Source organism: Mycolicibacterium sp. XJ2546, from assembly GCF_053483195.1.
On the sequence record NZ_JBEFRW010000012.1, the window covers coordinates 90,966 to 114,361 of the forward strand.

21 protein-coding genes, 2 tRNA genes and 2 pseudogenes are annotated in these 23,396 nt (G+C 65.9%); 8 read left to right on the plus strand and 17 right to left on the minus strand.

The window, feature by feature from the left end; translation table 11 throughout:
* Nucleotide 1: 1 nt before the first annotated feature.
* From ABQE44_RS19070 to ABQE44_RS19080, 3 genes are all read right to left on the minus strand, one after another.
* Nucleotides 2–1,072: a 2-oxoacid:ferredoxin oxidoreductase subunit beta gene (locus tag ABQE44_RS19070; protein WP_448394591.1), complete on the minus strand. Its 1,071-nt coding sequence runs from the start codon at nt 1,070–1,072 to the stop codon at nt 2–4.
* Entirely contained in the window at nt 1,069–3,024 is a 1,956-nt protein-coding gene (locus ABQE44_RS19075) for a 2-oxoacid:acceptor oxidoreductase subunit alpha (protein ID WP_448394590.1), read from the minus strand. Before ABQE44_RS19075 ends, ABQE44_RS19070 begins: the two co-directional genes overlap by 4 nt.
* A 331-nt stretch (nt 3,025–3,355) precedes the next feature.
* A complete protein-coding gene (locus ABQE44_RS19080; RefSeq protein ID WP_448394589.1) occupies nt 3,356–3,502 on the minus strand; it encodes a hypothetical protein in 147 nt (48 codons plus the stop codon).
* Nucleotides 3,503–3,632: 130 nt separating this feature from the next.
* Here ABQE44_RS19080 and fdhD point away from each other — a divergent pair, with 130 nt between their 5' ends.
* Nucleotides 3,633–4,469 (plus strand): formate dehydrogenase accessory sulfurtransferase FdhD, encoded by an 837-nt coding sequence (fdhD, locus tag ABQE44_RS19085; RefSeq protein ID WP_448394588.1) that lies wholly within the window; start codon nt 3,633–3,635, stop codon nt 4,467–4,469.
* A 13-nt stretch (nt 4,470–4,482) separates the two neighbouring features.
* On the opposite strand, the gene clpX is transcribed toward fdhD, so the two are convergent.
* From clpX to ABQE44_RS19115, 6 genes and pseudogenes are all read right to left on the minus strand, one after another.
* Nucleotides 4,483–5,763, minus strand: coding sequence for an ATP-dependent Clp protease ATP-binding subunit ClpX (gene clpX, locus ABQE44_RS19090; protein ID WP_448394587.1), 1,281 nt, complete (start codon nt 5,761–5,763; stop codon nt 4,483–4,485).
* A gap of 287 nt (nt 5,764–6,050) precedes the next feature.
* Complete coding sequence (locus ABQE44_RS19095; RefSeq protein WP_448431356.1) at nt 6,051–6,374, minus strand: hypothetical protein; 324 nt, start codon at nt 6,372–6,374, stop codon at nt 6,051–6,053.
* Nucleotides 6,375–6,466: 92 nt separating this feature from the next.
* Nucleotides 6,467–7,126, minus strand: coding sequence for an ATP-dependent Clp protease proteolytic subunit (locus ABQE44_RS19100; RefSeq protein WP_448394585.1), 660 nt, complete (start codon nt 7,124–7,126; stop codon nt 6,467–6,469).
* Nucleotides 7,123–7,737, minus strand: a pseudogene (locus ABQE44_RS19105) (ATP-dependent Clp protease proteolytic subunit); the annotation flags it as partial. The pseudogene ABQE44_RS19105 and the gene ABQE44_RS19100, both read right to left, overlap by 4 nt.
* Before the next feature lie 94 nt (nt 7,738–7,831).
* Nucleotides 7,832–9,268, minus strand: coding sequence for a trigger factor (gene tig, locus ABQE44_RS19110; RefSeq protein ID WP_448431358.1), 1,437 nt, complete (start codon nt 9,266–9,268; stop codon nt 7,832–7,834).
* Nucleotides 9,269–9,307: 39 nt separating this feature from the next.
* A tRNA-Pro gene (locus tag ABQE44_RS19115) sits at nt 9,308–9,381 on the minus strand.
* 122 nt (nt 9,382–9,503) lie between these two features.
* Between ABQE44_RS19115 and ABQE44_RS19120 the strand changes: the two genes are divergently transcribed.
* A tRNA-Gly gene (locus tag ABQE44_RS19120) sits at nt 9,504–9,577 on the plus strand.
* Between the two features lie 273 nt (nt 9,578–9,850).
* On the opposite strand, the gene ABQE44_RS19125 is transcribed toward ABQE44_RS19120, so the two are convergent.
* The gene (locus tag ABQE44_RS19125; RefSeq protein WP_448431360.1) at nt 9,851–11,827 is read right to left on the minus strand and encodes a BCCT family transporter; all 1,977 of its coding nucleotides are present in this window, start codon (nt 11,825–11,827) and stop codon (nt 9,851–9,853) included.
* Nucleotides 11,828–11,995: 168 nt separating this feature from the next.
* Here ABQE44_RS19125 and ABQE44_RS19130 point away from each other — a divergent pair, with 168 nt between their 5' ends.
* Nucleotides 11,996–12,739: a DUF1542 domain-containing protein gene (locus tag ABQE44_RS19130; RefSeq protein ID WP_448431362.1), complete on the plus strand. Its 744-nt coding sequence runs from the start codon at nt 11,996–11,998 to the stop codon at nt 12,737–12,739.
* A gap of 8 nt (nt 12,740–12,747) precedes the next feature.
* Here the strand turns inward: ABQE44_RS19130 and ABQE44_RS19135 are convergent, their stop codons facing one another.
* From ABQE44_RS19135 to ABQE44_RS19145, 3 genes are all read right to left on the minus strand, one after another.
* Nucleotides 12,748–13,542 (minus strand): Fpg/Nei family DNA glycosylase, encoded by a 795-nt coding sequence (locus ABQE44_RS19135; RefSeq protein WP_448394582.1) that lies wholly within the window; start codon nt 13,540–13,542, stop codon nt 12,748–12,750.
* 2 nt (nt 13,543–13,544) lie between these two features.
* Nucleotides 13,545–14,018 (minus strand): ribose-5-phosphate isomerase, encoded by a 474-nt coding sequence (locus tag ABQE44_RS19140; RefSeq protein WP_448394581.1) that lies wholly within the window; start codon nt 14,016–14,018, stop codon nt 13,545–13,547.
* Nucleotides 14,019–14,123: 105 nt separating this feature from the next.
* Nucleotides 14,124–14,744: a mycothiol-dependent nitroreductase Rv2466c family protein gene (locus tag ABQE44_RS19145; protein ID WP_448394580.1), complete on the minus strand. Its 621-nt coding sequence runs from the start codon at nt 14,742–14,744 to the stop codon at nt 14,124–14,126.
* A 167-nt stretch (nt 14,745–14,911) separates the two neighbouring features.
* Here ABQE44_RS19145 and ABQE44_RS19150 point away from each other — a divergent pair, with 167 nt between their 5' ends.
* From ABQE44_RS19150 to ABQE44_RS19160, 3 genes are all read left to right on the plus strand, one after another.
* Nucleotides 14,912–15,295 carry a DUF732 domain-containing protein gene (locus ABQE44_RS19150; protein ID WP_448394579.1) on the plus strand — a complete coding sequence of 128 codons (384 nt, stop codon included), beginning with the start codon at nt 14,912–14,914 and terminating at the stop codon, nt 15,293–15,295.
* 42 nt (nt 15,296–15,337) lie between these two features.
* Nucleotides 15,338–17,929 carry an aminopeptidase N gene (pepN, locus tag ABQE44_RS19155; protein WP_448394578.1) on the plus strand — a complete coding sequence of 864 codons (2,592 nt, stop codon included), beginning with the start codon at nt 15,338–15,340 and terminating at the stop codon, nt 17,927–17,929.
* 91 nt (nt 17,930–18,020) lie between these two features.
* Entirely contained in the window at nt 18,021–18,371 is a 351-nt protein-coding gene (locus ABQE44_RS19160) for an HNH endonuclease (protein WP_448394577.1), read from the plus strand.
* A gap of 61 nt (nt 18,372–18,432) precedes the next feature.
* Here ABQE44_RS19160 and ABQE44_RS19165 read toward each other — a convergent pair.
* The 3 genes and pseudogenes from ABQE44_RS19165 to ABQE44_RS19175 all read right to left on the minus strand — a co-directional run.
* Nucleotides 18,433–18,801 (minus strand): annotated as a pseudogene (locus tag ABQE44_RS19165) (DUF5130 family protein); the annotation flags it as partial.
* A gap of 85 nt (nt 18,802–18,886) precedes the next feature.
* Nucleotides 18,887–19,123 (minus strand): aa3-type cytochrome oxidase subunit CtaJ, encoded by a 237-nt coding sequence (gene ctaJ / locus ABQE44_RS19170; RefSeq protein ID WP_448431364.1) that lies wholly within the window; start codon nt 19,121–19,123, stop codon nt 18,887–18,889.
* A gap of 25 nt (nt 19,124–19,148) precedes the next feature.
* Nucleotides 19,149–19,790 (minus strand): HNH endonuclease, encoded by a 642-nt coding sequence (locus ABQE44_RS19175; RefSeq protein WP_448394575.1) that lies wholly within the window; start codon nt 19,788–19,790, stop codon nt 19,149–19,151.
* 138 nt (nt 19,791–19,928) lie between these two features.
* Between ABQE44_RS19175 and ABQE44_RS19180 the strand changes: the two genes are divergently transcribed.
* Together ABQE44_RS19180 and ABQE44_RS19185 are read left to right on the plus strand one after the other, a co-directional pair.
* A complete protein-coding gene (locus ABQE44_RS19180) occupies nt 19,929–20,324 on the plus strand; it encodes a globin (protein ID WP_448394574.1) in 396 nt (131 codons plus the stop codon).
* Entirely contained in the window at nt 20,324–21,895 is a 1,572-nt protein-coding gene (locus tag ABQE44_RS19185) for a glycoside hydrolase family 13 protein (RefSeq protein ID WP_448431366.1), read from the plus strand. The genes ABQE44_RS19180 and ABQE44_RS19185 overlap by 1 nt, the downstream gene beginning before the upstream one ends.
* Before the next feature lie 73 nt (nt 21,896–21,968).
* Here ABQE44_RS19185 and ABQE44_RS19190 read toward each other — a convergent pair whose 3' ends face one another.
* Complete coding sequence (locus tag ABQE44_RS19190; RefSeq protein WP_448431368.1) at nt 21,969–23,396, minus strand: MCE family protein; 1,428 nt, start codon at nt 23,394–23,396, stop codon at nt 21,969–21,971.

A 23,396-nucleotide genomic window follows, 5' to 3' on the forward strand; every position in this document is an offset into this window, starting at 1 on the left:
GTTAGTCGACCATCCAGGTGTCTTTACCCCGAAGCAGCGACTGCAACGCGGTCGTGTCGTGCGGTTGGCCTTCCCTGGCCGCGACGACCTGCTGGCGGGCAGCGTCGTCGTAGGTCGGCCTGTGGACCTGTCGGAACACGCCCATCACCATGTGTTCGAGGTTCTGCTCGGAAAGTCGCGACAGCGCGAACGCATACGCCGAGTCCTGGTTGTGCGCGTCGTGCACGACGATCTCCTCGGCCGACACATCGGCGGTCTTGGCGACCTCGAGGCCGTAGCCGGACTTCACCACGCAGTACTCGCCGTCGGCGCCGAAGACCACCGGCTCACCGTGGGTGAGGTTGATCAGGCGCTCTTCAGCACCCTCCTTGCGCAGCGCGTCGAACGAGCCGTCGTTGAAGATCGGGCAATCCTGCAGGATCTCGACCAGCGCGGCGCCGCGGTGCGCGGCCGCAGCACGCAGCACCTCGGTGAGGCCCTTGCGGTCGGAGTCCAGCGCGCGGCCGACGAACGTGGCGTCGGCGCCCAGCGCCAGCGACACCGGGTTGAACGGGTAGTCCAGCGAGCCCATCGGGGTGGACTTCGTGATCTTGCCGACCTCCGACGTCGGCGAGTACTGGCCCTTGGTCAGCCCGTAGATCCGGTTGTTGAACAGCAGAATCGTAAGGTTGACGTTGCGGCGCAGCGCATGGATCAGATGGTTGCCACCGATCGAGAGCGCGTCGCCGTCGCCGGTGACCACCCACACCGAAAGGTCCTCGCGCGCCAGCGCCAGCCCGGTCGCGATGGTGGGCGCGCGGCCGTGGATGGAGTGGAAACCGTACGTCTCCAGGTAGTACGGGAAGCGACTCGAGCAGCCGATACCGCTGACGAACGCGATGTTCTCGCGCCGCAGACCCAACTCGGGCAGGAAGTTGCGGATGGTGTTGAGGATGACGTAGTCACCGCAGCCCGGGCACCAGCGAACCTCCTGGTCGCTGGTGAAATCCTTGCCCTTCTGCGGCTGGTCGGTCGTGGGCACCCCACTGGTGCCCGATGTCAGGCCGAGATCAGCTCCAACCAGATCTGTCATGCGTTCGCTCCCACACCAGTCGCGTCGGCTGCTTCGGCCTCGATGGTGGCCGCCGCCAGCCGCGCGAACTTGGTCTTGTCAGTTTCCTTGTCGCCCAGTGTTCCCTCGAGCGCGGCGTCGATGATGCCTTCCACCTCGTCGGCCAGGAACGCCATACCTTCCACCTTGGTCACCGACTGGATGTCGACCAGGAACTTGCCGCGCAGCAGCAGCGCCAGTTGGCCAAGGTTCATCTCCGGCAGCACGACCTCGGGGTAGCGTCGCAGCACCTCACCCAGGTTGGCCGGTAGCGGGTTGAGGTTGCGCAGGTGCGCCTGCGCGACCTTGATCCCGCGGCGCCGGGCGCGCCGGCACGCCTCGCCGATGGGGCCGTAGCTGCTGCCCCAGCCCAGCATCAGCAGTTCGGCATCACCGGTCGGGTCATCGACCTCGATGTCGGGCACCTTGATGCCGTCCACCTTGGCCTGCCGCAGCCGCACCATCAGATCGTGGTTCTTCGGCTCGTAGGAGATGTTCCCCGAGCCGTTGGCCGCCTCCAGCCCGCCGATGCGGTGTTCCAGACCGGGCGTACCGGGGACGGCGAACTGACGTGCCAGGGTCTCCGGATCGCGTGCGTACGGTTGGAACGGCTCACCGGATTTGGCGAAGGTGTGCTCGATCGCCGGGTACGTGTTGACGTCTGGAATGCGCCATGGCTCAGAGCCGTTGGCGATCGCGCCGTCGGACAGGATCATCACCGGCGTGTGATAGGTGACCGCGATGCGGACGGCCTCCATGGCCACCTCGAAGCAGTCGGACGGCGAGCGCGGCGCGACGATCGCAACCGGCGACTCACCGTTACGCCCGAACATCGCCTGCAGCAGGTCGGCCTGCTCGGTCTTGGTCGGCAGGCCGGTGGACGGGCCACCGCGCTGCACGTCGATCACGATCAGCGGTAGTTCGGTCATCACCGCCAGGCCGATGGCTTCGGACTTCAGCGAGATCCCCGGTCCCGACGTGCTGGTGACGCCGAGCGCGCCACCGTAGGAGGCGCCGATTGCCGCACCGATCCCGGCGATCTCGTCTTCGGCCTGGAAGGTCAGCACGTTGAAGTTCTTGTGCTTGGACAGCTCGTGGAGGATGTCGGACGCCGGGGTGATCGGATACGTGCCGAGCACGACCTGTACGTCGGCCAGCTGGCCGGCGGTGACGATGCCGTACGCCAGCGCGGTGTTCCCCGAAATCTGGCGGTACTCACCGGATTTCAGCTTGGCGGGCGCCACCTCGTAGGTGCTGGCGAACGCCTCGGTGGTCTCACCGTAGTTCCAGCCCGCCTTCAGCGCCAGCACGTTGGCTTCGGCGATGTCGGGCTTGCGGGCGAACTTCTCGCGGATGAAGGCCTCGCTGTGCGACAGCTCGCGGCCGTACATCCACGACAGCAAGCCGAGCGCGAACATGTTCTTGGCGCGCTGGCCATCCTTCTTCGACGCGCCGATGGACTCCACCGCGCCGAGGGTCAGCGTGGTCATCGCAACGGGCTGGACGACGTAGTCGGACAGTTCGTCGCTTTCGAGCGGGTTGGACTCGTAGCCGACCTTGGCGAGGTTGCGCTTGGTGAACTCATCGGAGTTGGCAATGATCAGGCCACCGCGGGGAAGGTCGGAAACGTTCGCTTTGAGCGCGGCGGGGTTCATCGCAACCAGCACGTCCGGGCGGTCGCCGGCGGTGAGGATGTCGTAGTCGGCGATCTGGATCTGGAACGACGAAACCCCGGGCAGCGTGCCCTGGGGGGCTCGGATCTCGGCAGGGTAATTCGGTTGCGTGGCAAGGTCGTTGCCGAACAGCGCGGCCTCGGTGGTGAATCGGTCACCGGTGAGCTGCATACCGTCGCCGGAGTCACCGGCGAACCGGATGACGACTTTCTCTAGCTTCTGCCGAGTTCCTGGACTGGCGCTGTTGCCGTTGGCCCCCACTCGCCTGCCTCTCTTGTTTGTGGACCGACGAACGTCGTTTGCGTCGCCGTCAGCATGACCCGCGCCGTCAGACGTTCACCCAAAATTTTTTATGTCACTGCCAGTACCGATTATTGCACTTTCCTTAGGTAGGCCTACACCGGACTCGCGGGGGACACTCGGACCAGGGTAGCCCAAACGCGCTGCTCACGTGTGTGGGGGGTGCTCTCGTGAGACAAAACTGTGCTTTTCGTCACCCCGTGAGGCGCCGCCATTTCTAAGGAAATGGTTACCGGGCAGTAGCAGCTGGCTAGCACGCCGCCTTCGGGTCGACGACCGGCGCGGCGCTTCGCTACGCGAGCCGCTCGGCCACCGCCGCGGCGCGCCGCTCATGCCAGCGCAGACGCAGGAGCAGCAGGTTTTGGTGCGCGCGAAACCCGGCCGAAAGCGGATCACGCCACGCGCGCGTACGAGCCTTCGATGCGGTTTCAAGATCCACGAATCCATTGTGCCGGTTCGCTGCGACAGCGGCGAGTCCAACAGGTGTGGGCTGCGTCCTAGGCTGGACACATGCCGTCGAGCAGAGGACGCGCCGACGCTGGCGCCGTGATCGGGCGGGAGCGGGCGTAATGGGCCGGGTCACCGCGCGGCGCCGGGTTCAGCACGTGACCGCGGCGGACGCCATCGCCCGACCGGACACGCTGGTGGTCGAAGAGCCGCTGGAGATCCGGGTCAACGGCACCCCGATCACCGTCACCATGCGCACACCCGGCTCCGATATCGAACTGGCGCAGGGCTTTCTGCTCACCGAAGGGGTGATCGCGCATCGCGAGGACGTGCTGACCGTGCGCTACTGCAGGGGCACCAGCCCTGATGAGTCCGGAGTCGCGGCCAACACCTACAACGTGCTCGACGTCACGCTGGCGCCCGACGTCGCGATGCCTGACGTCGATGTGACCCGCAACTTCTACACCACCTCCTCATGCGGGGTGTGCGGTAAGGCCTCGCTGGAAGCGGTGCAGTTGAGCAGCCGACACTGCCCCGGCGACGACCCGTCGACCGTCACCGCGCGGACCCTGACGAGCCTGCCCGCCCTGCTGCGCGACGCGCAGAAGGTATTCGCCAGCACCGGCGGCCTGCACGGCGCCGCGCTGTTCGACACCGATGGCGCCACGCTCGCGGTCCGGGAAGACATCGGCCGCCACAACGCCGTCGACAAGGTGCTCGGGTGGGCGCTGGAGCACGACCGGATTCCGCTCGGCGGCACGGTGCTGCTGGTCAGCGGACGCGCATCGTTCGAGCTGACGCAGAAGGCGGTGATGGCCGGTGTCCCGGTGCTGGCCGCGGTGTCGGCACCGTCGTCGCTGGCGGTGGATTTGGCCAGCCAGTCCGGGCTGACGCTGGTGGCTTTCCTGCGCGGCGACTCGATGAACGTCTACACCCGGCCGGACCGGGTCCTGCGCTAAGGGGTTAAACGGACTAGGCGCTCTTGTCGCGGCGTTCGTTACGGGACGGCTTGCGCGGCACGATGGTCGGCAGCACGTTGTCCTGAACCGTCTCCTTGGTGACGACGACCTTGGCGACATCGTCGCGGCTGGGGATGTCGTACATCACCGGCAGCAGCACTTCCTCCATGATCGCGCGCAGCCCACGGGCGCCGGTGCCGCGCAGGATGGCCTGATCGGCGATGGCCTCCAGCGCGTCGTCGGTGAACTCCAGCTCCACGCCGTCCATCTCGAACAGCCGGGTGTACTGCTTGACCAACGCGTTCTTGGGCTGAGACAGGATCTGCACCAGCGAATCCTTGTCCAGGTTGGTGACCGAGGCCACGACCGGCAGCCGCCCGATGAACTCCGGGATCAGACCGAACTTGATCAGGTCCTCGGGCATCACTTCGGCGAAGTGGTCCTGGGTGTCGATCTCGGCCTTCGAGTGCACCTCGGCGCCGAAGCCCAGCCCGCGCTTGCCGACGCGGTCGGAGACGATCTTCTCCAACCCGGCGAACGCACCCGCCACGATGAACAACACGTTGGTGGTGTCGATCTGGATGAACTCCTGATGCGGATGCTTGCGTCCGCCCTGCGGCGGCACCGACGCCTGCGTGCCCTCGAGGATCTTCAGCAGCGCCTGCTGCACACCCTCACCGGAGACGTCGCGGGTAATCGACGGGTTCTCGCTCTTGCGGGCGATCTTGTCGACCTCGTCGATGTAGATGATCCCGGTCTCGGCGCGCTTGACGTCATAGTCGGCGGCCTGGATCAGCTTGAGCAGGATGTTCTCGACGTCCTCGCCGACGTAGCCGGCTTCGGTCAACGCCGTGGCGTCGGCGATGGCGAACGGAACGTTGAGCATCTTGGCCAGCGTCTGCGCTAGGTACGTCTTGCCGCAGCCGGTGGGGCCCAGCATCAGGATGTTGGACTTGGCCAACTCGACCGGCTCGGAGCGGGAGTCACGGGTCTTCTCGGAGGCCTGGATGCGCTTGTAGTGGTTGTAGACCGCTACGGCCAGGGTGCGCTTCGCGGTGTCCTGGCCGATGACGTAGCCCTCGAGGAAGTCGCGGATTTCAGCCGGCTTGGGAAGCTCGTCGAGCTTTACGTCGTCGGCGTCGGCGAGTTCCTCTTCGATGATCTCGTTGCAGAGGTCAATACACTCATCGCAAATGTAGACCCCTGGTCCCGCAATGAGTTTCTTGACCTGCTTTTGGCTTTTGCCGCAGAACGAGCACTTCAGCAGGTCACCGCCGTCTCCGATGCGCGCCATGGTGGTGGGGTCCTACTTTCCTCGCAGTCGGTACTGAATCTTCTTGTGGTTGTCGCCGAGCTTTCTGGGGAGTTGACTCGACGCTACCCGTTTGTTCCCGCACGGTGCGACCGATAAAGCCGAATCGCGTGGTTGGTATTTAGCTGTGTCGCGCCAACATATCGTCTGAGGCCGCCGATCGCCGACCGGAACGCACACTGTGTCCCTGGCGTGTCGCCGCCGTTATCGCTTCGGGAGCCGTCCGACACCAAAGTACCCGTCGGCGAGCAGATATCCAGCGCGCGGGCTCAGCGCCTGCCCGGGCCTCCCGGACCAACCGGGCCGGGACCCACCGGGCCTGGTCCCACCGGCCCGGGGCCAACCGGGCCGACCACTCCCCCGACGCCGACCGGGCCTGCCGGGCCCAAAACGGGGTTCGGGCCGTAGATCGGTGTCGGGTTCAGATATACGTCGACGGCCGAATACGGGATGCACTGGTTGGTGTAGACGTCCCAGTACGTCCCCGCCGGACAGGGTTCTTGGGCGTGGCTCACCGCCGGCGACGCCACGTGAAGCGCCAACCCCACGGCACACGCGGCCATGGCGCCGCCGAGTCGTGTCCCCACCTGCATCACGCTCTCCTGCCGTCTGATCCCCCGGATGGCTGCCGGAAAAGAGTGCCACACGGCGGGTCCGCGACGAAGGTAAACGACGCGATTGAAACTCAGGCGGTCTGCGCCGAGAGCTTGCGGTACTCCAGCACCGTGTCGATGATCCCGTACTCCTTGGCGTCCTCGGCCGTGAGGATCTTGTCGCGGTCGGTGTCCTTTCGGATCTGCTCCGGCGTCTTGTCGGTGTGACGGGCCAGCGTCGTCTCCATCAACGTCCGCATCCGCTCCACCTCGGCGGCCTGGATCTCCAGGTCGGAGAACTGGCCTTGGATGACGCCCGACAGCGCCGGCTGGTGGATCAGGACGCGGGCGTTGGGCAATGCCATGCGCTTACCCTTCGTGCCTGCGGCCAACAGCACAGCCGCGGCCGACGCCGCCTGCCCGAGGCACACGGTTTGGATGTCGGCGCGCACGTACTGCATGGTGTCGTAAATCGCCATCAACGAGGTGAACGAGCCACCGGGTGAGTTGATGTACATGGTGATGTCGCGGTCGGGATCCAGCGACTCCAGCACCAGCAGCTGGGCCATGATGTCGTTGGCCGACGCGTCGTCGACCTGCACGCCGAGGAAGATGATGCGCTCTTCGAAGAGCTTGTTGTACGGGTTGGACTCTTTGACGCCGAAGCTCGAGTGCTCGATGAACGACGGCAGGATGTAGCGGGCCTGCGGCGCAAGGCGGGGATCAAGAGACGGATGGATGTGATCGGTCATTTGTCTAGTCCTGCTCCCGGTCCTTGGCCGTTGACTGACGCGCTGGTGATGATGTGGTCGACGAACCCGTACTCCAGCGCTTCCTGTGCGGTGAACCAGCGGTCACGGTCGGAGTCGGCCTCGATGCGTTCGACGGTCTGCCCGGTGAACTCGGCGTTGAGCCGGAACATCTCCTTCTTGATGACCGCGAACTGCTCAGCCTGGATGGCGATGTCGGAGGCGCTGCCCGTCACACCGCCGAGCGGCTGGTGCATCAGGATGCGCGCATGCGGCAGGGCGAAACGCTTGCCCTTGGTTCCGGCGGCGAGCAGAAACTGCGCCATCGACGCGGCCATGCCCATGCCGTAGGTGGCGATGTCGCACGGCGCGAGCACCATGGTGTCGTAGATCGCCATGCCGGCGCTGATAGAGCCGCCCGGTGAGTTGATGTAGAGCGAAATGTCCTTGGTGGGGTCCTCGGCGGCCAGCAGCAGAATCTGCGCGCACAGCCGGTTGGCGATGTCGTCGTCCACCTGCGAACCCAGAAAGATGATCCGCTCGGACAGCAACCGCTCATACACCGAGTCGACCAGGTTGAGCCCGTGGCCGTTCGACCGCATGTCAGTCACGACTGGTACCTGCTTTCTGTCAAAGTCTCGTTCTCACCGACACTAACCAACAGACGCCGTTGCGCAGTCCTCAGAGGGGCCGCGTTCGCTCACAGCGTCACTTGGCGTCGGCGGGTTCCTCGTCGGCTTCGGTTGCGTCGGCTTCGGTTGCGTCGGCTTCGGGTGCGTCGGCTTCGGGTTCTTCGTCGGCGGCTTCCGTCTCCGCCTGCTCACCGGTGCGGCCGAAGAACTCCGTGGTGTCGATCTCGGTGCCGTCGGTGTCGGTGACGGTGGCGCCCTGCACGACGGCGGCCACCGCCAGCCCGCGTCGCACATCGGCGAACATCGCCGGCAGCTGGTTGTTCTGCTGCAATGCCTGCAGCAGCTGCTGTGGCTCCATGCCGTACTGCTGTGACATCAGCACCAGGCGTTCGGTGATGTCGTTCTGGCCGACCTGGACCTCGAGTTTGTCGGCGATCGCGTCCACCAGCAGCTGCGTCTTGATCGCCTTCTCCGCGTTGGTGCGGTTGTCGGCGTCGAACTCTTCGCGGCTGGTCCCTTGGGCCTCCAGCGCTTCGGCGAAGCGGTCCTCGTCGTGGTCGAGGTTGTGGATCGCGCTGTGCAGGGTGTCGTCAACCTGAGCCTGAACGACGTTCTCCGGCAGCGGCACCTCGACCTGCTCGAGCAGGGTCTCCAGCGTCTTGTCGCGGATCTGCTCGGCCTGCTGCACCCGCTTGGTGCGCTGCACCTGCTCCCGCAGGCTGGCACGCAGCTCCTCGATCGTGTCGAATTCGCTTGCCAGCTGGGCGAAGTCGTCATCGGGCTCGGGCAGTTCGCGTTCCTTGACCGATTTGACGGTGACGGTGACCTGAGCGTCCTTGCCGGCGTGCTCGCCCGCGGCCAGCTTGGTGGTGAAGACTCGGCTCTCGCCTTCCTTGAGCCCGACGATCGCCTCGTCGAGGCCTTCGATCAGCTGTCCGGAACCGACCTCGTGCGACAGGCCTTCGGTCGCGGCCTCGGGCAGCTCCTCGCCGTCGATCGACCCCGACAGATCGATGGAGACGAAGTCGCCGTTCTGCGCGGCGCGGTCTACCCCGGTCAGCGTGCCGAAGCGGGCGCGCAACGACTGCAGTTCGGCGTCGACTTCCTCGTCGGTGACCTCGATGGGGTCGACGGTGATCGTCAGCGCGGTCAGGTCGGGCAGCTCGATGTCGGGACGGACGTCGACCTCGGCGGTGAAGACCAGGTCCTCGCCGTACTCCTTCTTGGTGATCTCGATCTCGGGCTGCCCGATCGGGTTCACCTGCGTCGTGGTCACCGCCTCGGTGTAGCGGCCGGGCACCGCGTCGCTGACCACCTGGTCCAGCATCGCTTCGCGGCCGACGCGGGCTTCGAGCAGCTTGCGGGGCGCCTTACCGGGGCGGAAGCCGGGCAGCCGCACCTGCTTGGCGAGCTGCTTGAACGCGCGGTCGAACTCGGGCTCGAGCTCAGTGAAGGGCACCTCCACGTTGATGCGAACCCGGGTCGGGCTCAACTTCTCGACGGTGCTCTTCACGTTCATGCTCCTCGTTTTCTGGTGTGGTCCGTGTTGCAGTCGGGGTGACAGGATTTGAACCTGCGGCCTTCCGCTCCCAAAGCGGATGCGCTACCAAGCTGCGCTACACCCCGTCTTCTGCTCGGCCGTCCGGAAAACACAGAACGACCACGCGAGATACTACGGGCTGGACACGCGATGCCTTTAATTGGATTTGGTTCCGGTGCCGCCGGTACAGTCTGCTGGTGCTGCACACGCGGGCGTAGCTCAATGGTAGAGCCCTAGTCTTCCAAACTAGCGACGCGGGTTCGATTCCCGTCGCCCGCTCCAGAGAAGCCGCTGTTTGCGGCGTATTCGCAGACCGCTGGCCGTTTCGGGCCGCGCGCTTGCTCCCGCATTGCTCGCGCACACAGCGACGTTTCCACCGAGCGGGCCGCACGACGTTGTTAGCTGCCCTTCCTCACCACACACCAAATACTCGGTGCCGCTGAACCCCAAAGCCGTCGGCTGTCCTGAGCCTAACGAGGAGCCTTCGCCTTCCAAACTAGCGACGCGGGTTCGATGCCCGTCGCTCCGACGAGCGGGCCGTCACGCCCGGCACGGTCAGACGTCCACACCGTCAGCCGAGTGCTCCACGGGCGGTGTCTCGCCGTTCTCGTTGAGGTGGTTGAGGTACTCCTGCGAGCTTTCGAACTCAGGGGTGTCGAACACTTCGCCGGCGATCGGGTCGTCGACGGAGTCGACGCCTACCGGCTCCCCGGTCGCGGGATGGAACGTGACGTCGCCCGGTCGCAGGTGCCGGACGGTGAGGATCTGTGTCTCCGGCGGGGCCGGTTCGGCGCCCGGTGTCGCGATCGGGGGCAGGCCGATGTAGGTCGACGACACCCCCGACAGCCCCTTGAACATCCGGCGTCGGATCCGTTCTTCCGGTTGTGCTCTGCCGTCGGGCAAAGCTCCCGCGACGGTGTCGGTATCGCTCGACACCGATCCGTTGGTGATCTGGATATATCCCTGCATGTTCGCGACCTCGTAACGGAACGCACGCAGCATCGCCAGGCACGCCAGCAGCAGAATCACCGAAAACGGCGCGGCCGTGGATATCGACAACGTTTGCAATGCGGTAAGCGCCGCACTGCCGCCCACCACCAGGAGGACCGCCGCAACAACACCTTCGAGGACAGCCCAGTACACGCGGGTGATCGGTGAGGTGTCGGTGGCTCCGCCACTGGCGAGCATGTCGATCACCAACGATCCCGAGTCCGACGATGTTACGAAGAAGAACAAGACCACCAGCATCGCGATCACGCTGAGCAGGGTGGCGAGCGGAAACGCCTCGAACGTTTGGAACAGCGCCGTCGTAGTGTCCAGGGCCCATCCCCCTTCACCGTCCGGCGTGGCGATGTTGCCGTCACGACGCTGCAGCCACACACCGGTGTTGCCGAAGATGGTAAACCACACCAGGCTGACCAGGGTCGGGGCCAGCAGCACGCCGGCGATGAACTGGCGGATGGTGCGGCCACGTGAGATGCGCGCGATGAACATGCCGACGAACGGCGCCCAGCTCGTCCACCATCCCCAGTACGCGATGGGCCACAACGCCTCCCACCCGTCGGTGGCATAGGGGCCGGTGTGGAACGCGGTCGTCGGCAGCATCCGCAGGTACCCACCGAAGTTCTCCGGGATGCCCTTGAGCAGGAATATCGTCGGACCGACGATGAACAGGATCGCCGCCATCAGCGCGGCCAGACCCATGTTGAAGTTCGACAGCCACTTGAGCCCTTTGTGCACGCCGGACAACACCGACAAGGTCGCGATGGCGGTGACGAAGACGATGACCCCGATAATCAGCGTGTTCGACTTCTGCATCCAGCCGAGATATTCGAGACCGGCGATGATCTGGGACACACCGAAGCCGAACGACGTCGCGACACCGAACAGCGTGCCGATGATCGCGACCGCGTCGATCGCGTGACCGATCCAGCCTTCCACACGCTGCCGGCCGATCAGCGGTTCGAGCAGCCAGCGCACCGCCAACGGGCGTCCCCGGCGGAACGACATGTAGGCCATACCCAGTCCGACCATCGCGTAGATCGCCCACGGGTGCAGGCCCCACTGCAGCATCATCACCCACACCGACTCGCGGGCAGCCTGGTCGGACGCCGGCTCGGCGCCGAACGCCTCCGCGGGCGCCACGTAGTTGCTCAACGGTTCGGCCACACCGAAGAACACCAGTCCGATTCCCATTCCGGCGCTGAAGAGCATCATGAACCACGACACGACACCGAACTCGGGCTCTTCGTCGTCCCGGCCGAGCTTGATGCGACCGATCTTGGAGAACGCGAAGTACAACGCGAATCCGAGGAAGGTGTTCACGGCGATCACAAACCACCAGCCGAGGCCGTCGGTGATCGTCTTGTTGAGCTCCGCCGTCAGCGTTTCGGCCTGGTCTCGGAAGACGATGACGAGAACGACCAGGCCGAGGATCACGGCCGAGGCCGGGATGAACACCGGTTTGAGGATGGTGCTCGCCGACCGGGCCTCCGTTTTGTTCTCGACGGTTTCCGATTCCGATGATGACATGGACTCGACTCTCCACCCCACCGCGTGGCGCCGCGTGAGGTTGTGTTCACGGGTATGCGCTGCGCCTGATCGTGCCAGACGACCACGGCGCCAGTGCACATCGCCGCGTCCGTGTGCGCACCGGTTTCCACCCAAGGCCGGAGCTTTGCGATCGGTAGGCTGGACGCCATGAACGGCGTGCTGCTCGTGCTGGTCGTGCTGGTCATCGTCGCGTTCGGCGTGCTCGTCTACGCGGCGATGAAGGCCTCCGACAAGCGCGGCGCGGCGGCGCTGGACGATGCCAAGGCCGACGCGCGTCGGGTCATCGAGCGCCTCGGCGGCCAGGTGATCAACCTGACCGGCACCGACGAGGCGTCCAAGCAGGCCATGGCCGACGCATCAGAGCGTTACACCGCCGCGGGCTCGCAGATCGAGCAAGCCAACACGGTGCGGCAGGCCGCGCTTGCCAAGGAAAGCGCGCTCGAAGGCATGTACTACGTACGCGCCGCGCGCATCGCGATGGGCATGGACCCGGGACCCGAGTTGGAGACGCTAGCGGGTCAGCGGTCGGCGGGCACCGTGACCGAGGACCGTCGCGTCAACTTCGAGGGCCGCGAGATCGAGGCGTCGCCGATGCCGTCGGAGCGCACCCCCAACTACTATCCCGGCGGCCAGGTCGCCGGACGCCCGGTGCCTGCCGGTTGGTACTCCGAACCATGGTGGAAACCGGCGCTGGTCGCCGGCGCGTGGGGTGTGGGCTCGATGCTGCTGTTCAACGCGCTGTTCTCCGGTATGCACGGCACCGGGTATGAACAGGGCTTCGCCCAAGGCTATGACCAGGGTTTCGATCAGGGGATGGGCGGAGACACCGGCGCCGCTGAGGGTGGCGGCTTCGATTTCGGCGGGGACTTCGGCGATTTCGGCGGCTTCTAGTCCGGCGCTTACGTCTGGCAGGTAGGGCACCAGAACACGTTGCGCCCCTCCATCACCGCGGTCCGGATCTCGGTCCCACAGATGCGGCACGGCTCGCCGGCGCGGCGGTAGACATAGGTGCGGGGCCGGTCCGGACCGTACGCGGGCGCGCCATGGTCGTCCTCCGCACGCATCACGATGATCTTGCCGCGGCGCAAACCGACCTTCATCAGCGCGACGAGATCGGTCCACATCGCGTCGAACTCGGCCTCGTCGATCTGCGTGCCCGGGCGGTACGGGTCGATGCGGTGGCGGTACAGCAACTCGTTGCGATACACGTTGCCCACCCCGGCGATCACCGTCTGGTCCATCAGCAGCGAGCCAATCGCCCTGCGCGACTTGCGGATTCGCTCCCACGCCAGCGAGCCGTCGGCGTCGCGGCGCAACGGATCGGGACCCAGCCGCGCGATCACGTCGTCGATCTCGGCTTCTTCGATCACCTCGCACACCGTCGGCCCACGCAGATCGGTGCCGTATTCCTCGCCGATCATCCGCATCCGCACCTGCCCGACCGGCAGCGGCATCGGCAGCCGCATCTCGGTGAAGGTTCCGTACAGCCCAAGGTGCACGTGCACCACCCGACCGCCTTCGTAGTGGTGAAACAGATGCTTGCCCCACGCGGTCGCTTTGCGCATCACCCGCCCGTTCACCGCGGCGGCCCCGTCGGCGAACCTGCCCTGCGGGCTGGACACCAGCACCGGCGCCCTGGCGTAGCGGCGCTGATGTAACCGGGCCAGCCGGTGCAGGGTGTGGCCTTCTGGCATTCCTAGGCGCCGGGCACAGGCGGCGCGACGTGGGTGCGCTCGTACTCGGACAGGATGTCGATACGCCGTTGGTGGCGTTCGGCCTGCGACCACGGTGTGCTGAGGAACGCGTCGACGATCGCGAGCATCTCGTCTTCGGTGTGCATGCGCCCGCCGATGCCGATCATCTGCGCGTTGTTGTGCTCGCGCGCGAGCTTGGCCGTCTCGACGCTCCAGCCCAGCGCGCACCTGATCCCGGGAACCTTGTTGGCCGCGATCTGCTCGCCGTTGCCCGAACCGCCGAGCACGATGCCCAGGCTGCCCGGGTCGGCGACCGTCTTCTCGGCGGCCGCGATGCAGAACGCCGGGTAGTCGTCGACGGCGTCGTAGGTGTAGGCCCCGCAGTCCACCGGCTCATGCCCGTTGGCCTTCAGGTGCTCGATGATCCGCTGCTTGAACTCGAAGCCCGCGTGGTCGGCTCCCAGGTAGACGCGCATGGCGGTCACCCTACTTCGGTGTTCGCGAAGTGAACATGAGGGTCGCGCCTTCCCGCTTCCCAACGACCCCGGTGTACGTCTCGCGAAACGTCGCGCGCGGAAAGGTCAGTCGAAGCTCGGCTCCTCGGTGCGGCTGCGCTTGAGTTCCCAGAAGTGCGGGTACGACGCGAACGTCACCGACGCGTCCCACAGCTTGCCGGCTTCCTCACCACGCGGGATCTTCGAGAGCACCGGGCCGAAAAAGGCGACCCCGTTGACGTGGATCGTCGGCGTGCCGACATCCTCGCCGACGGCGTCCATGCCCTCGTGGTGGCTCTTGCGCAACGCCTCGTCGTACTTGTCGGTGTCGGCGGCTTCGGCCAGTTCGGCAGGCAGACCCACCTCGGCCAGGGACTCCTTGATGACGGCATCAAAGTCCTTGTTGTCCTGGTTGTGGATCCGGGTTCCCATTGCGGTATACAGCGGTTCGAGAACCTCCCGACCCTTGGCCTGCTCGGCTGCGATCGCGACACGCACCGGGCCCCACGCCTTCTTCATCGCCTCCTGGTAATCCTCGGGCACATCGCGGCCCTCGTTGAGCACCGCGAGGCTCATTACACGGAAGTTCACCTCGATATCGCGGACCTTCTCGACCTCGAGGATCCAGCGCGAGGTGATCCAGCACCACGGGCACAGCGGATCGAACCAAAAACCGGCCGATGATTTTTGGCTGGACTTCTCGGCCATCAGGGCGTCCTCTCGTTGACTGTGATCCGTTCAGCACAACTGCGTAGATGTGAAACGTGTTCCCCAAGCATGACGGACCAATCGGAGCCACATTAGAAACGCCTTAGTGTGCAAACAGTTATCAAACCGTGTTTCCGATGTGACTGCTGTAAAGAATCGTTACCAAAGTGAATAAACATGTTAATCGAACCGCCCAGACGTTCGCGCTGCTCATCGGCGCGACCGCCGCCGCGGCCCTGCTCGCGGCACCCGCCCACGCCGACCCGGTCGATGACGCGTTTCTGGCCGCGCTTCGCGGCGCGGGCATGACCGTCGTCAATCCGGTGGACATGGTCGCCCTCGGCGAATCGGTATGCCCGCTGCTCGTCGAACCCGGCAAGGACCTCGCGAAGGTGTACGCGCGGGTGACCGACAGCGGTGTCCCGCCGGGCATCGTCGCGTTCTTCACGGGCGTCGCGATCTCGTCGTACTGCCCGCAGATGCTGGCTTCGGTCGGTAACGGCACGGTGCTGGACTGGCTGCCCGCGGCACGGGCGATCCCGGGCATCTAGCGCAGCGGCGGGCGACGCCGCGCCAGCCGATAAGTTGGTTGGGTGGCCTTACCCAACCTGACCCGCGACCAAGCCGTCGAGCGCGCTGCGCTCATCACCGTCGACAGCTACCGCATCGCCCTCGACGTCACCGACGGTGACGGTAACCCCGGCGAACGCACCTTCCGCTCCACCACCACCGTCGAGTTCGACGCGCTGCCCGGCGCCGACACCTACATCGACCTCGCAGCCGACACCATTCACCGCGCGACGCTCAACGACCGCCCCATCGACGTCTCCGGGTACGACGAATCCACCGGCATCCCGCTGACCGGGCTTGCCAAGCACAACGTGCTCGTCGTCGAAGCGGACTGCCGCTACTCCAACACCGGTGAGGGTCTGCACCGCTTCGTCGACCCGGTCGACGATGAGGTGTACCTGTACTCGCAGTTCGAAACCGCCGACGCCAAGCGGATGTTCGCGTGTTTCGACCAACCCGACCTCAAAGCCGCCTTCGACATCGCCGTCACCGCCCCATCGCACTGGGAAGTGGTGTCCAACGGCGCCACCCTGGGCATCGAGAACGACGGAAAAGCCAAGCGGCACAGCTTTACTGTGACGCCGCGGATGAGCACCTACCTGGTGGCGTTGATCGCCGGACCGTACGCGCGCTGGGATGACACCTACTCCGACGAGCACGGTGACATCCCGCTCGGCCTGTTCTGCCGCAAGTCGCTGGCCGAGTTCATGGACGCCGACCGGCTGTTCAGCGAAACCAAGCAGGGATTCGACTTCTACCACCGCAATTTCGGCATTCCTTACGCGTTCGGCAAGTACGATCAGCTGTTCGTGCCGGAGTTCAACGCCGGAGCGATGGAGAACGCGGGCGCCGTAACGTTCTTGGAGGACTACGTCTTTCGTAGCAAGGTGACCCGGGCGTCCTACGAGCGTCGCGCAGAAACACTGCTGCACGAGATGGCGCACATGTGGTTCGGTGACCTGGTCACCATGGTTTGGTGGGATGATCTGTGGCTCAACGAATCCTTCGCGACGTTCGCCTCGGTGCTGTGCCAGGCCCAGGCCACCGAGTACACCGAAGCGTGGACCACATTCGCCAACGTCGAGAAATCGTGGGCGTACCGCCAAGATCAGCTGCCGTCGACGCATCCGGTGGCCGCCGACATCCCCGACCTCGCCGCCGTCGAGGTCAACTTCGACGGCATCACCTACGCCAAGGGCGCCAGCGTGCTCAAACAGCTCGTCGCCTACGTCGGCGAGGACGAGTTTCTGGCCGGGCTGCGGAATTACTTCCGCGACCACGCGTTCGGCAACGCCACCTTCTCGGATCTGCTCGGCGCGCTGGAGAAGGCCTCGGGGCGCGACCTGTCGGGTTGGGGGCAGCAGTGGCTCAAGACCACCGGGCTCAACACGCTGCGACCGGACTTCGACCTGGACGCCGACGGCCGGTTCACCCGGTTCGCGATCAGCCAGAGCGGCGCGCAGCCCGGTGCCGGTGAGACGCGGGTGCACCGGCTGGCGGTCGGGATCTACGACGACGACCCGGCCAGCACCGGCAAACTAGTGCGCGTGCACCGCGAGGAGCTCGACGTCGAAGGGTCATTGACCGAAGTGCCAGCGCTGCAAGGGGTTTCGCGCGGGAAGTTCATTCTGGTCAACGACGACGACCTTACGTACTGCTCGCTGCGTCTGGACCCCGATTCGTTGCAGACGGTGCTGACCCGCATCGCCGACATCGCCGAGCCACTCCCCCGCACGCTGGTGTGGTCGGCGGCCTGGGAGATGACCCGCGATGCGGAGCTGACGGCCCGTGATTTCGTGGCGCTGGTCTGCGGCGGTGTGCACGCAGAGACCGAAGTCGGTGTGGCGCAACGGCTGTTGCTGCAGGCGCAGACCGCGCTGAACTCCTATGCCGACCCACAGTGGGCCGGCGACGAGGGCTGGCCCGAGTTCGCCGACCTGGTGCTGGAATCGGCCCGCAACGCCGCGCCCGGCTCGGATCACCAATTGGCCTTCGTCAACGCATTGTGCAGCTCGGTGCTCAGCCCGCGCCACATCGAGGTGCTGTCGGCGCTGCTGGACAGCGACCCGGCCGACAAGGGACTGCCCGGGCTGAACGTGGATACCGACCTGCGTTGGCGCATCGTCACCGCGCTGGCCGCGGCCGGTGGGATCGACAGCGACGGGATGGCGACGCCGTTCATCGACGCCGAGGCGCAACGTGATCCGACGGCGGCCGGACAGCGCCACGCGCTGGCCGCCGCGGCGGCCCGTCCCGAGCTGGCGGTCAAGGAAGCGGCCTGGGAGCAGGTCATCGAGGACGACACGCTGGCCAACGTCACCGCACGATCGATCGTCGGCGGGTTCGTGCAGCCCGGTCAACAGGAGCTGCTGCAACCGTTCCGGGACAAGTACTTCGGCGCGATATCCGGGGTGTGGCAGCGACGTTCCAGCGAGGTCGCGCAGACCGTCGTCATCGGGCTGTACCCGTCCTGGGATGTCAGCCAGGAGGGGCTGGAGGCCGCCGACCGGTTCCTTGCCGACCCCGACCTACCGCCGCCGCTGCGCCGGCTTGTCGTCGAGGGTCGCGCCGGCGTGGAGCGCGCGCTGCGGGCACGCCGGTTCGACTCCGGCTAGCGTCCGGTTCGGGGCGCGAGCGTGCGTGTTCGCGCCCGACACGCCGAGGTTTCGCGGGAGTTTACGCACGCTCACGCGGCATCCTCGTGAGGTGGCAGTCAATCGGAGCCGTCGGGCACGCGCTGCGCGCAAGCGCAAACGTCGACTCGACGCCGTCGACAACGACCTCACGGCCGAACAGTGGGCGGCGATCAAAGCCGCGTGGAACGGTTGCGCCTACTGCGGCGCGAACGAGAGCCCGCTGCAACGCGACTGCGTGATGGCGATTTCGCGGGGCGGGCGCTACACCATCGACAACGTGGTCCCGGCGTGCGCGTCGTGCAATACCAGCAAGTGCAACGAAGAGGTCACCGGCTGGATGCGCCGCAAGCGCCTCGACGAACGTAAGTTCCTGACCCGCTACGTCGAAATCCGGGCCACGTTCGCCGACCAGCGTGCGTAAAGTTCGGCGACAACGCGGCGTGTCGTGTGCAAACACGCACGCTCGCGCCCTAAGCGAGGGGTCAGCGCGGTGAGACGCCCGCGCTCATCACCTCGACGGCCTCGATCAGGCCGTCGATCAGCTTGCCGTCCTTGAACGCTGCTGCGGCGGCCGACACCCCTTTGGGCGCGGAGTCCTCGATACCGCGTCCCTTGACGTCGTTGCCGTACGCCACCTCGATCGCGCGCTGGTTGGGCGAGACCGCGAGCAGCACCGCATTGTCGGGCGTGGGCACCGTAGCCAGGATCTCGCGGGCACCCGCGGCGGTGTCAGCGCCAAGATCGCCGACGTACACCGCGAAGCGTGCCTGGGCGGCGCGGGAGCCGTACTTCAGCGCCTCGTCGAGGAAGACCAGGTCCTTGACGGGAAACGGGTAGGAAAGCGACGGCTCGTCGGGTTCCTTGACCCCAGAGATCCGTCCGCTGCTCGTGACGACCCAACCGAGCGGCAGGTCCGCCGATTCGATTGTCGTAACTTCACCACTTGCCACTGGCGCCGCCTCCTACGGTGAACGGGTGTGACTCATGGCCGCCATGGCCATGGACAGCGGGTTCATCGGACGCCCACAGGATCGGTTCGTGCGTCCACTTCTCGGACATCTCGTAAGTCTCCAGGTGCGCCTTCTTGCCCCGCCCCCAGACCAGCGCAGCAAGCACAGCGGTCAGCGCCAGCGGCACCAGGATCACTATCGCGTATGAAGTTGCGTCGCTCACGTCGCAAACCGTATACCAGCCGCGATCATGCCGCGCCTTCGCCCAGGTATCGCACCCATGACGGATCGAGGTCCTTCACCGATGACAGCAGCCGCCAGTGCTGTCCCTTCGGCGGCAGCGGAACCGAACGCAGCGTCCAGCCCAGCTCGCCGAGCAACCGGTCGGCCTTGCGGTGATTGCACGTCGAACACGCGGCCACGCAGTTCTCCCAGGAGTGGTCGCCGCCGCGGCTGCGCGGCACCACGTGGTCGACGGTGTCGGCCTTACCTCCGCAGTAGGCGCAGCGAAACCGGTCGCGATGCATCAACGCCGCCCGGGTCATCGGGATGCGGGCCCGGTAGGGCACCCGCACGTAAGCCTTCAGCCGGATCACCGAGGGCACGACGATGGACCGGGTGGCGGAGTGGATGACCGGCCCGGCCGGGTCGTCGTGCACGACGTCGGCTTTTCCGCACATCAGCATGATGACCGCCCGCCGCATGGGCAGAGCGGTCAACGGTTCGTAGGTGGCGTTCAGCAGAAGGACTCGGCGACGCCCCCAAAAGGAGCCGTCGCTGCTACTTGGTGGATGGGTTTCGACGCTGTGCAGAACACGCGTCTGGGCGCGCGATGCCGCGGCCCCGGACAAGCCCGCTCTTCTGGACGGGCCTTTCTTGCGATGCGCCATACGTCCTCCGACGGACAGTAAACCCTTGTTTCGCGCCGATCGCACGGTCTTTCTCCCCGTGTTCGCAGGTCAGTCCGATGAACAACCGGTGGCCGACCGTCTGACCAGCCACATCGGGCGACAAGACACAATGGGGGCGTGACCCAGTCCCAACGATCGTTCTACGACGAGGTCGGTGGCCACGAGACGTTCCGCGCGATCGTGTCGCGCTTCTACCAACTCGTGCGCGACGACGAGATCCTCTACCCGCTCTACCCGGAAAACGACCTGGACGGCGCCGAGGAGCGGCTGCGGATGTTCCTCGAGCAGTACTGGGGTGGACCGCACACCTACTCCGAGCGGCGCGGCCATCCTCGGCTGCGGATGCGCCACGTCCCCTACCGCATCGGCTACCTCGAGCGCGACGCCTGGCTGCGCTGCATGCACACCGCGATCGCGGAGATCGACTCCGAGACGCTTGACGACGTCCACCGCAAGCAGCTGCTGGGCTATCTGGAAATGGCGGCCGACTCGCTGGTCAACGCGCCGTTCTGATGCCCGCGCGCTGGTGGTCTTCGGCCGTCTTCTATCAGGTGTATCCACGGTCGTTCCGTGACAGCGACGGCGACGGTGTCGGCGACCTCGACGGCGTCACGGCCCGGCTGGACCATCTGCATTGGCTTGGCGTCGACGCGATCTGGCTCAACCCGGTGATGGTGTCGCCGATGGCCGACCACGGCTACGACGTGGCCGACGCGCGCGACGTGGATCCGCTGTTCGGCGGCCTTGGCGCGCTGGACCGGCTCATCGAGGCCGCCCACCGGCGCGGCATCAAGATCACCATGGACCTGGTACCCAACCACACCAGCTCACAGCATCCGTGGTTTCAGTCGGCGCTGCGGGCCGGCCCGGGCAGCGTCGAGCGTGAGCGCTACATCTTCCGCGACGGCGCCGGGCCGGACGGCAGCCAACCGCCGAACAACTGGGTGTCGATCTTCGGCGGCCCCGCGTGGACACGCGTAGTCGAACCCGACGGCGCACCCGGGCAGTGGTACCTGCACCTGTTCGATGCCGAGCAACCCGACCTCAACTGGGACAACCCGGAGGTGTTCGAGGATCTCGAGAAGACGCTGAGGTTCTGGATGGAACGCGGCGTCGACGGGTTCCGCATCGACGTCGCCCACGGGATGGCCAAGCCGCCGGGGCTGCCGGACATGGAGGTCGCCAGGGCCGAGATGCTGTTGGCCGATATGGACTCCGATCCCCGGTTCAACAACGACGGTGTCCACGACATCCACCGCCAGATCCGGCGTGTGTTCGACGATTTCGCGCACGCCGTCGCGATCGGGGAAGTCTGGGTCTACGACAACGAGCAGTTCTCCCGCTACGTGCGCCCCGACGAGCTGCACCTGGGCTTCAACTTCCGGCTGCTGCGGGCCCGGTTCGACGCGGCCGGCATACGCGAAGCGATCGAAAACTCCATGGCCGCTGCGGATCTGGTGGACGCCACGCCCACCTGGACGCTGTCCAACCACGATGTCGACCGCCCGCCGACCCGGTACGGCGGCGGGCAGCTCGGGCTGTCGCGGGCGTTGGCGATGACGCTGGTGATGTTGGCGTTGCCCGGGGCGGTGTTCGTCTACAACGGCGAGGAACTCGGGTTGCCCAACGTCGACCTGCCCAACGAGGCACTGCGTGACCCGATCTGGGAGCGGTCGGGACGCACACAGCGCGGACGCGACGCATGCCGGGTGCCGATGCCCTGGGATGGTGACGCGCCGCCGTTCGGGTTCTCCACCAATCCCGACACGTGGCTGCCGGTTCCGCCCGAGTGGGCGGCGCTGACGGTCGAGAAGCAGGTCGACGACCCCGATTCCACGCTGTCGTTGTTCCGTCGCGCCATCGAATTGCGCTGCACCCGCGATGAATTTGACGGCCGAGCGGTCTTATGGCTGGACTCCCCCGGCGACAGTGTGGTGTTCGCGCGCGACGGTGGCTTGGTGTGTGCGCTCAATACCGGTGACACCGCCATCGCGCTGCCTGACGGCGAGTTGCTGTTGGCCAGCGCCCCACTGGTTGACGGCAAGCTGCCCCCGAACACCGCCGCCTGGCTCTCCCGGTCTTAACCGCGAGCAGATGCAGAAGCGTGTGAAAACGCGCTCAGGAACAACCCTTTGCGTCTGCTCGCCGGAATTGGGATCACGGAGCCGTGGGAGGGAGCAGCATCTGCTGCCATGTCTGACCTTCCGGCGCGTCGCTCGCGAGGTTAGCTTGCGTGTATTTGCGGCCGTCGGGTCCGACATAGGCGCCGGAGTTCGGGTCGTACTGTGCAATCGCTGCCGGCGGTGGCGTTTCGGGTCGAAGTTGCGGAACGGACTGCCCGGACAAGGTCGCGTTGGGGTCGCCCTTCCAGTTGTAGCCGTCGTTGAGAGGCACGTAATTCTCTTCGCTCTCACACATTTTGGCCGTCGGAGCACGCTTGCCGGGGCGGGCGGCGCAGGGCAGGTTGCGCAGGCCGCGCACGTTGAACTGCGAGTCCTGCGGCACCCGGCAGTACAGGTCACCGGCGGGACGGTCGGGATAGTCGACCTCGCTGGGTGCTCGTCGCTGTTGAGCCGGGAGATATCCGGTCATACAGGGTGGCGGGAGGTTGAGGTTCAGATTGAACGACAGGTAAAGACCGCGGTAGTCCTGTTTCGTGTCGCGGTTCGCCAGGCCCGCGCCTTGCAGGATCTCCAGCCCCGGTGGAGTCAGCACCAGGAGTTGTTCCAAGTTGGGTTGGTAGGTGACGGCCACGTCGGCGACGCTGACCAGGTTCGCCATCAAAATCGGCAGTGTCGGTTGCACACGATCGAACATGCCGCGAACCTCCTCCGCGGCGTCCGGACCGGTGTCCAAAATGCCCCGCAGCGCCGTGTCCTTTTCCTGCACCTGGCGGGTGATCTGCGCGGTGTTGGCGGCCCAAGCTTGAATCGAGTCGGAGGTGTCGATCTGGGTGTCCAGAATCGGCTGAGACTCGTCGATCAGGGTGGTCAACGCGTCTAGATTGTCGCGCGCATCGATGGCCAGTGTGGTGCTGGATCTGACAATCCGTGACAGTTCGGGACCCAGACCGCCCACGGCGGTGAACGCTTCATCAATGGCCGTCTTCAGGTTGTCGTGCGGAATCGCTTGCAAGCCCCGGTTAGTCGCGCTCAGAAGCGCGTTGATGTCGGCAGGGACCGTTGTGCGGTCAGCGGGTATCACGTCGCCGTTCTTCAGCATCGGGCCACCATCGCTGCGCGGCACGAGCGCGATGAACTGTTCGCCCAGCGCCGTCTGGCTGTGTACGTGCGCATCCAGGTCGGCGGGTATGTCGATGCCGGTCTGCATGGTGAGAACGGCATCCACTCCGGTCGGGCTCAACCGCACATCCTTGACGAGGCCGGCCTCGGTTCCGCGGTAGGTGACGTTGGCATTGGAGTAGAGCCCGGCGGCGACGGGCAGGTTCACGGTGACCTGGTACTGGCCCGCGCCGAAAAGAAGATTCGGCACTCTGAGATACGTCAATGCCATGGCGCCGCCGGCGAGCAGGGAGATCACGGCGAAGAACACCAGCTGCAACTGGACTCGTCTGTTGAGATGCAT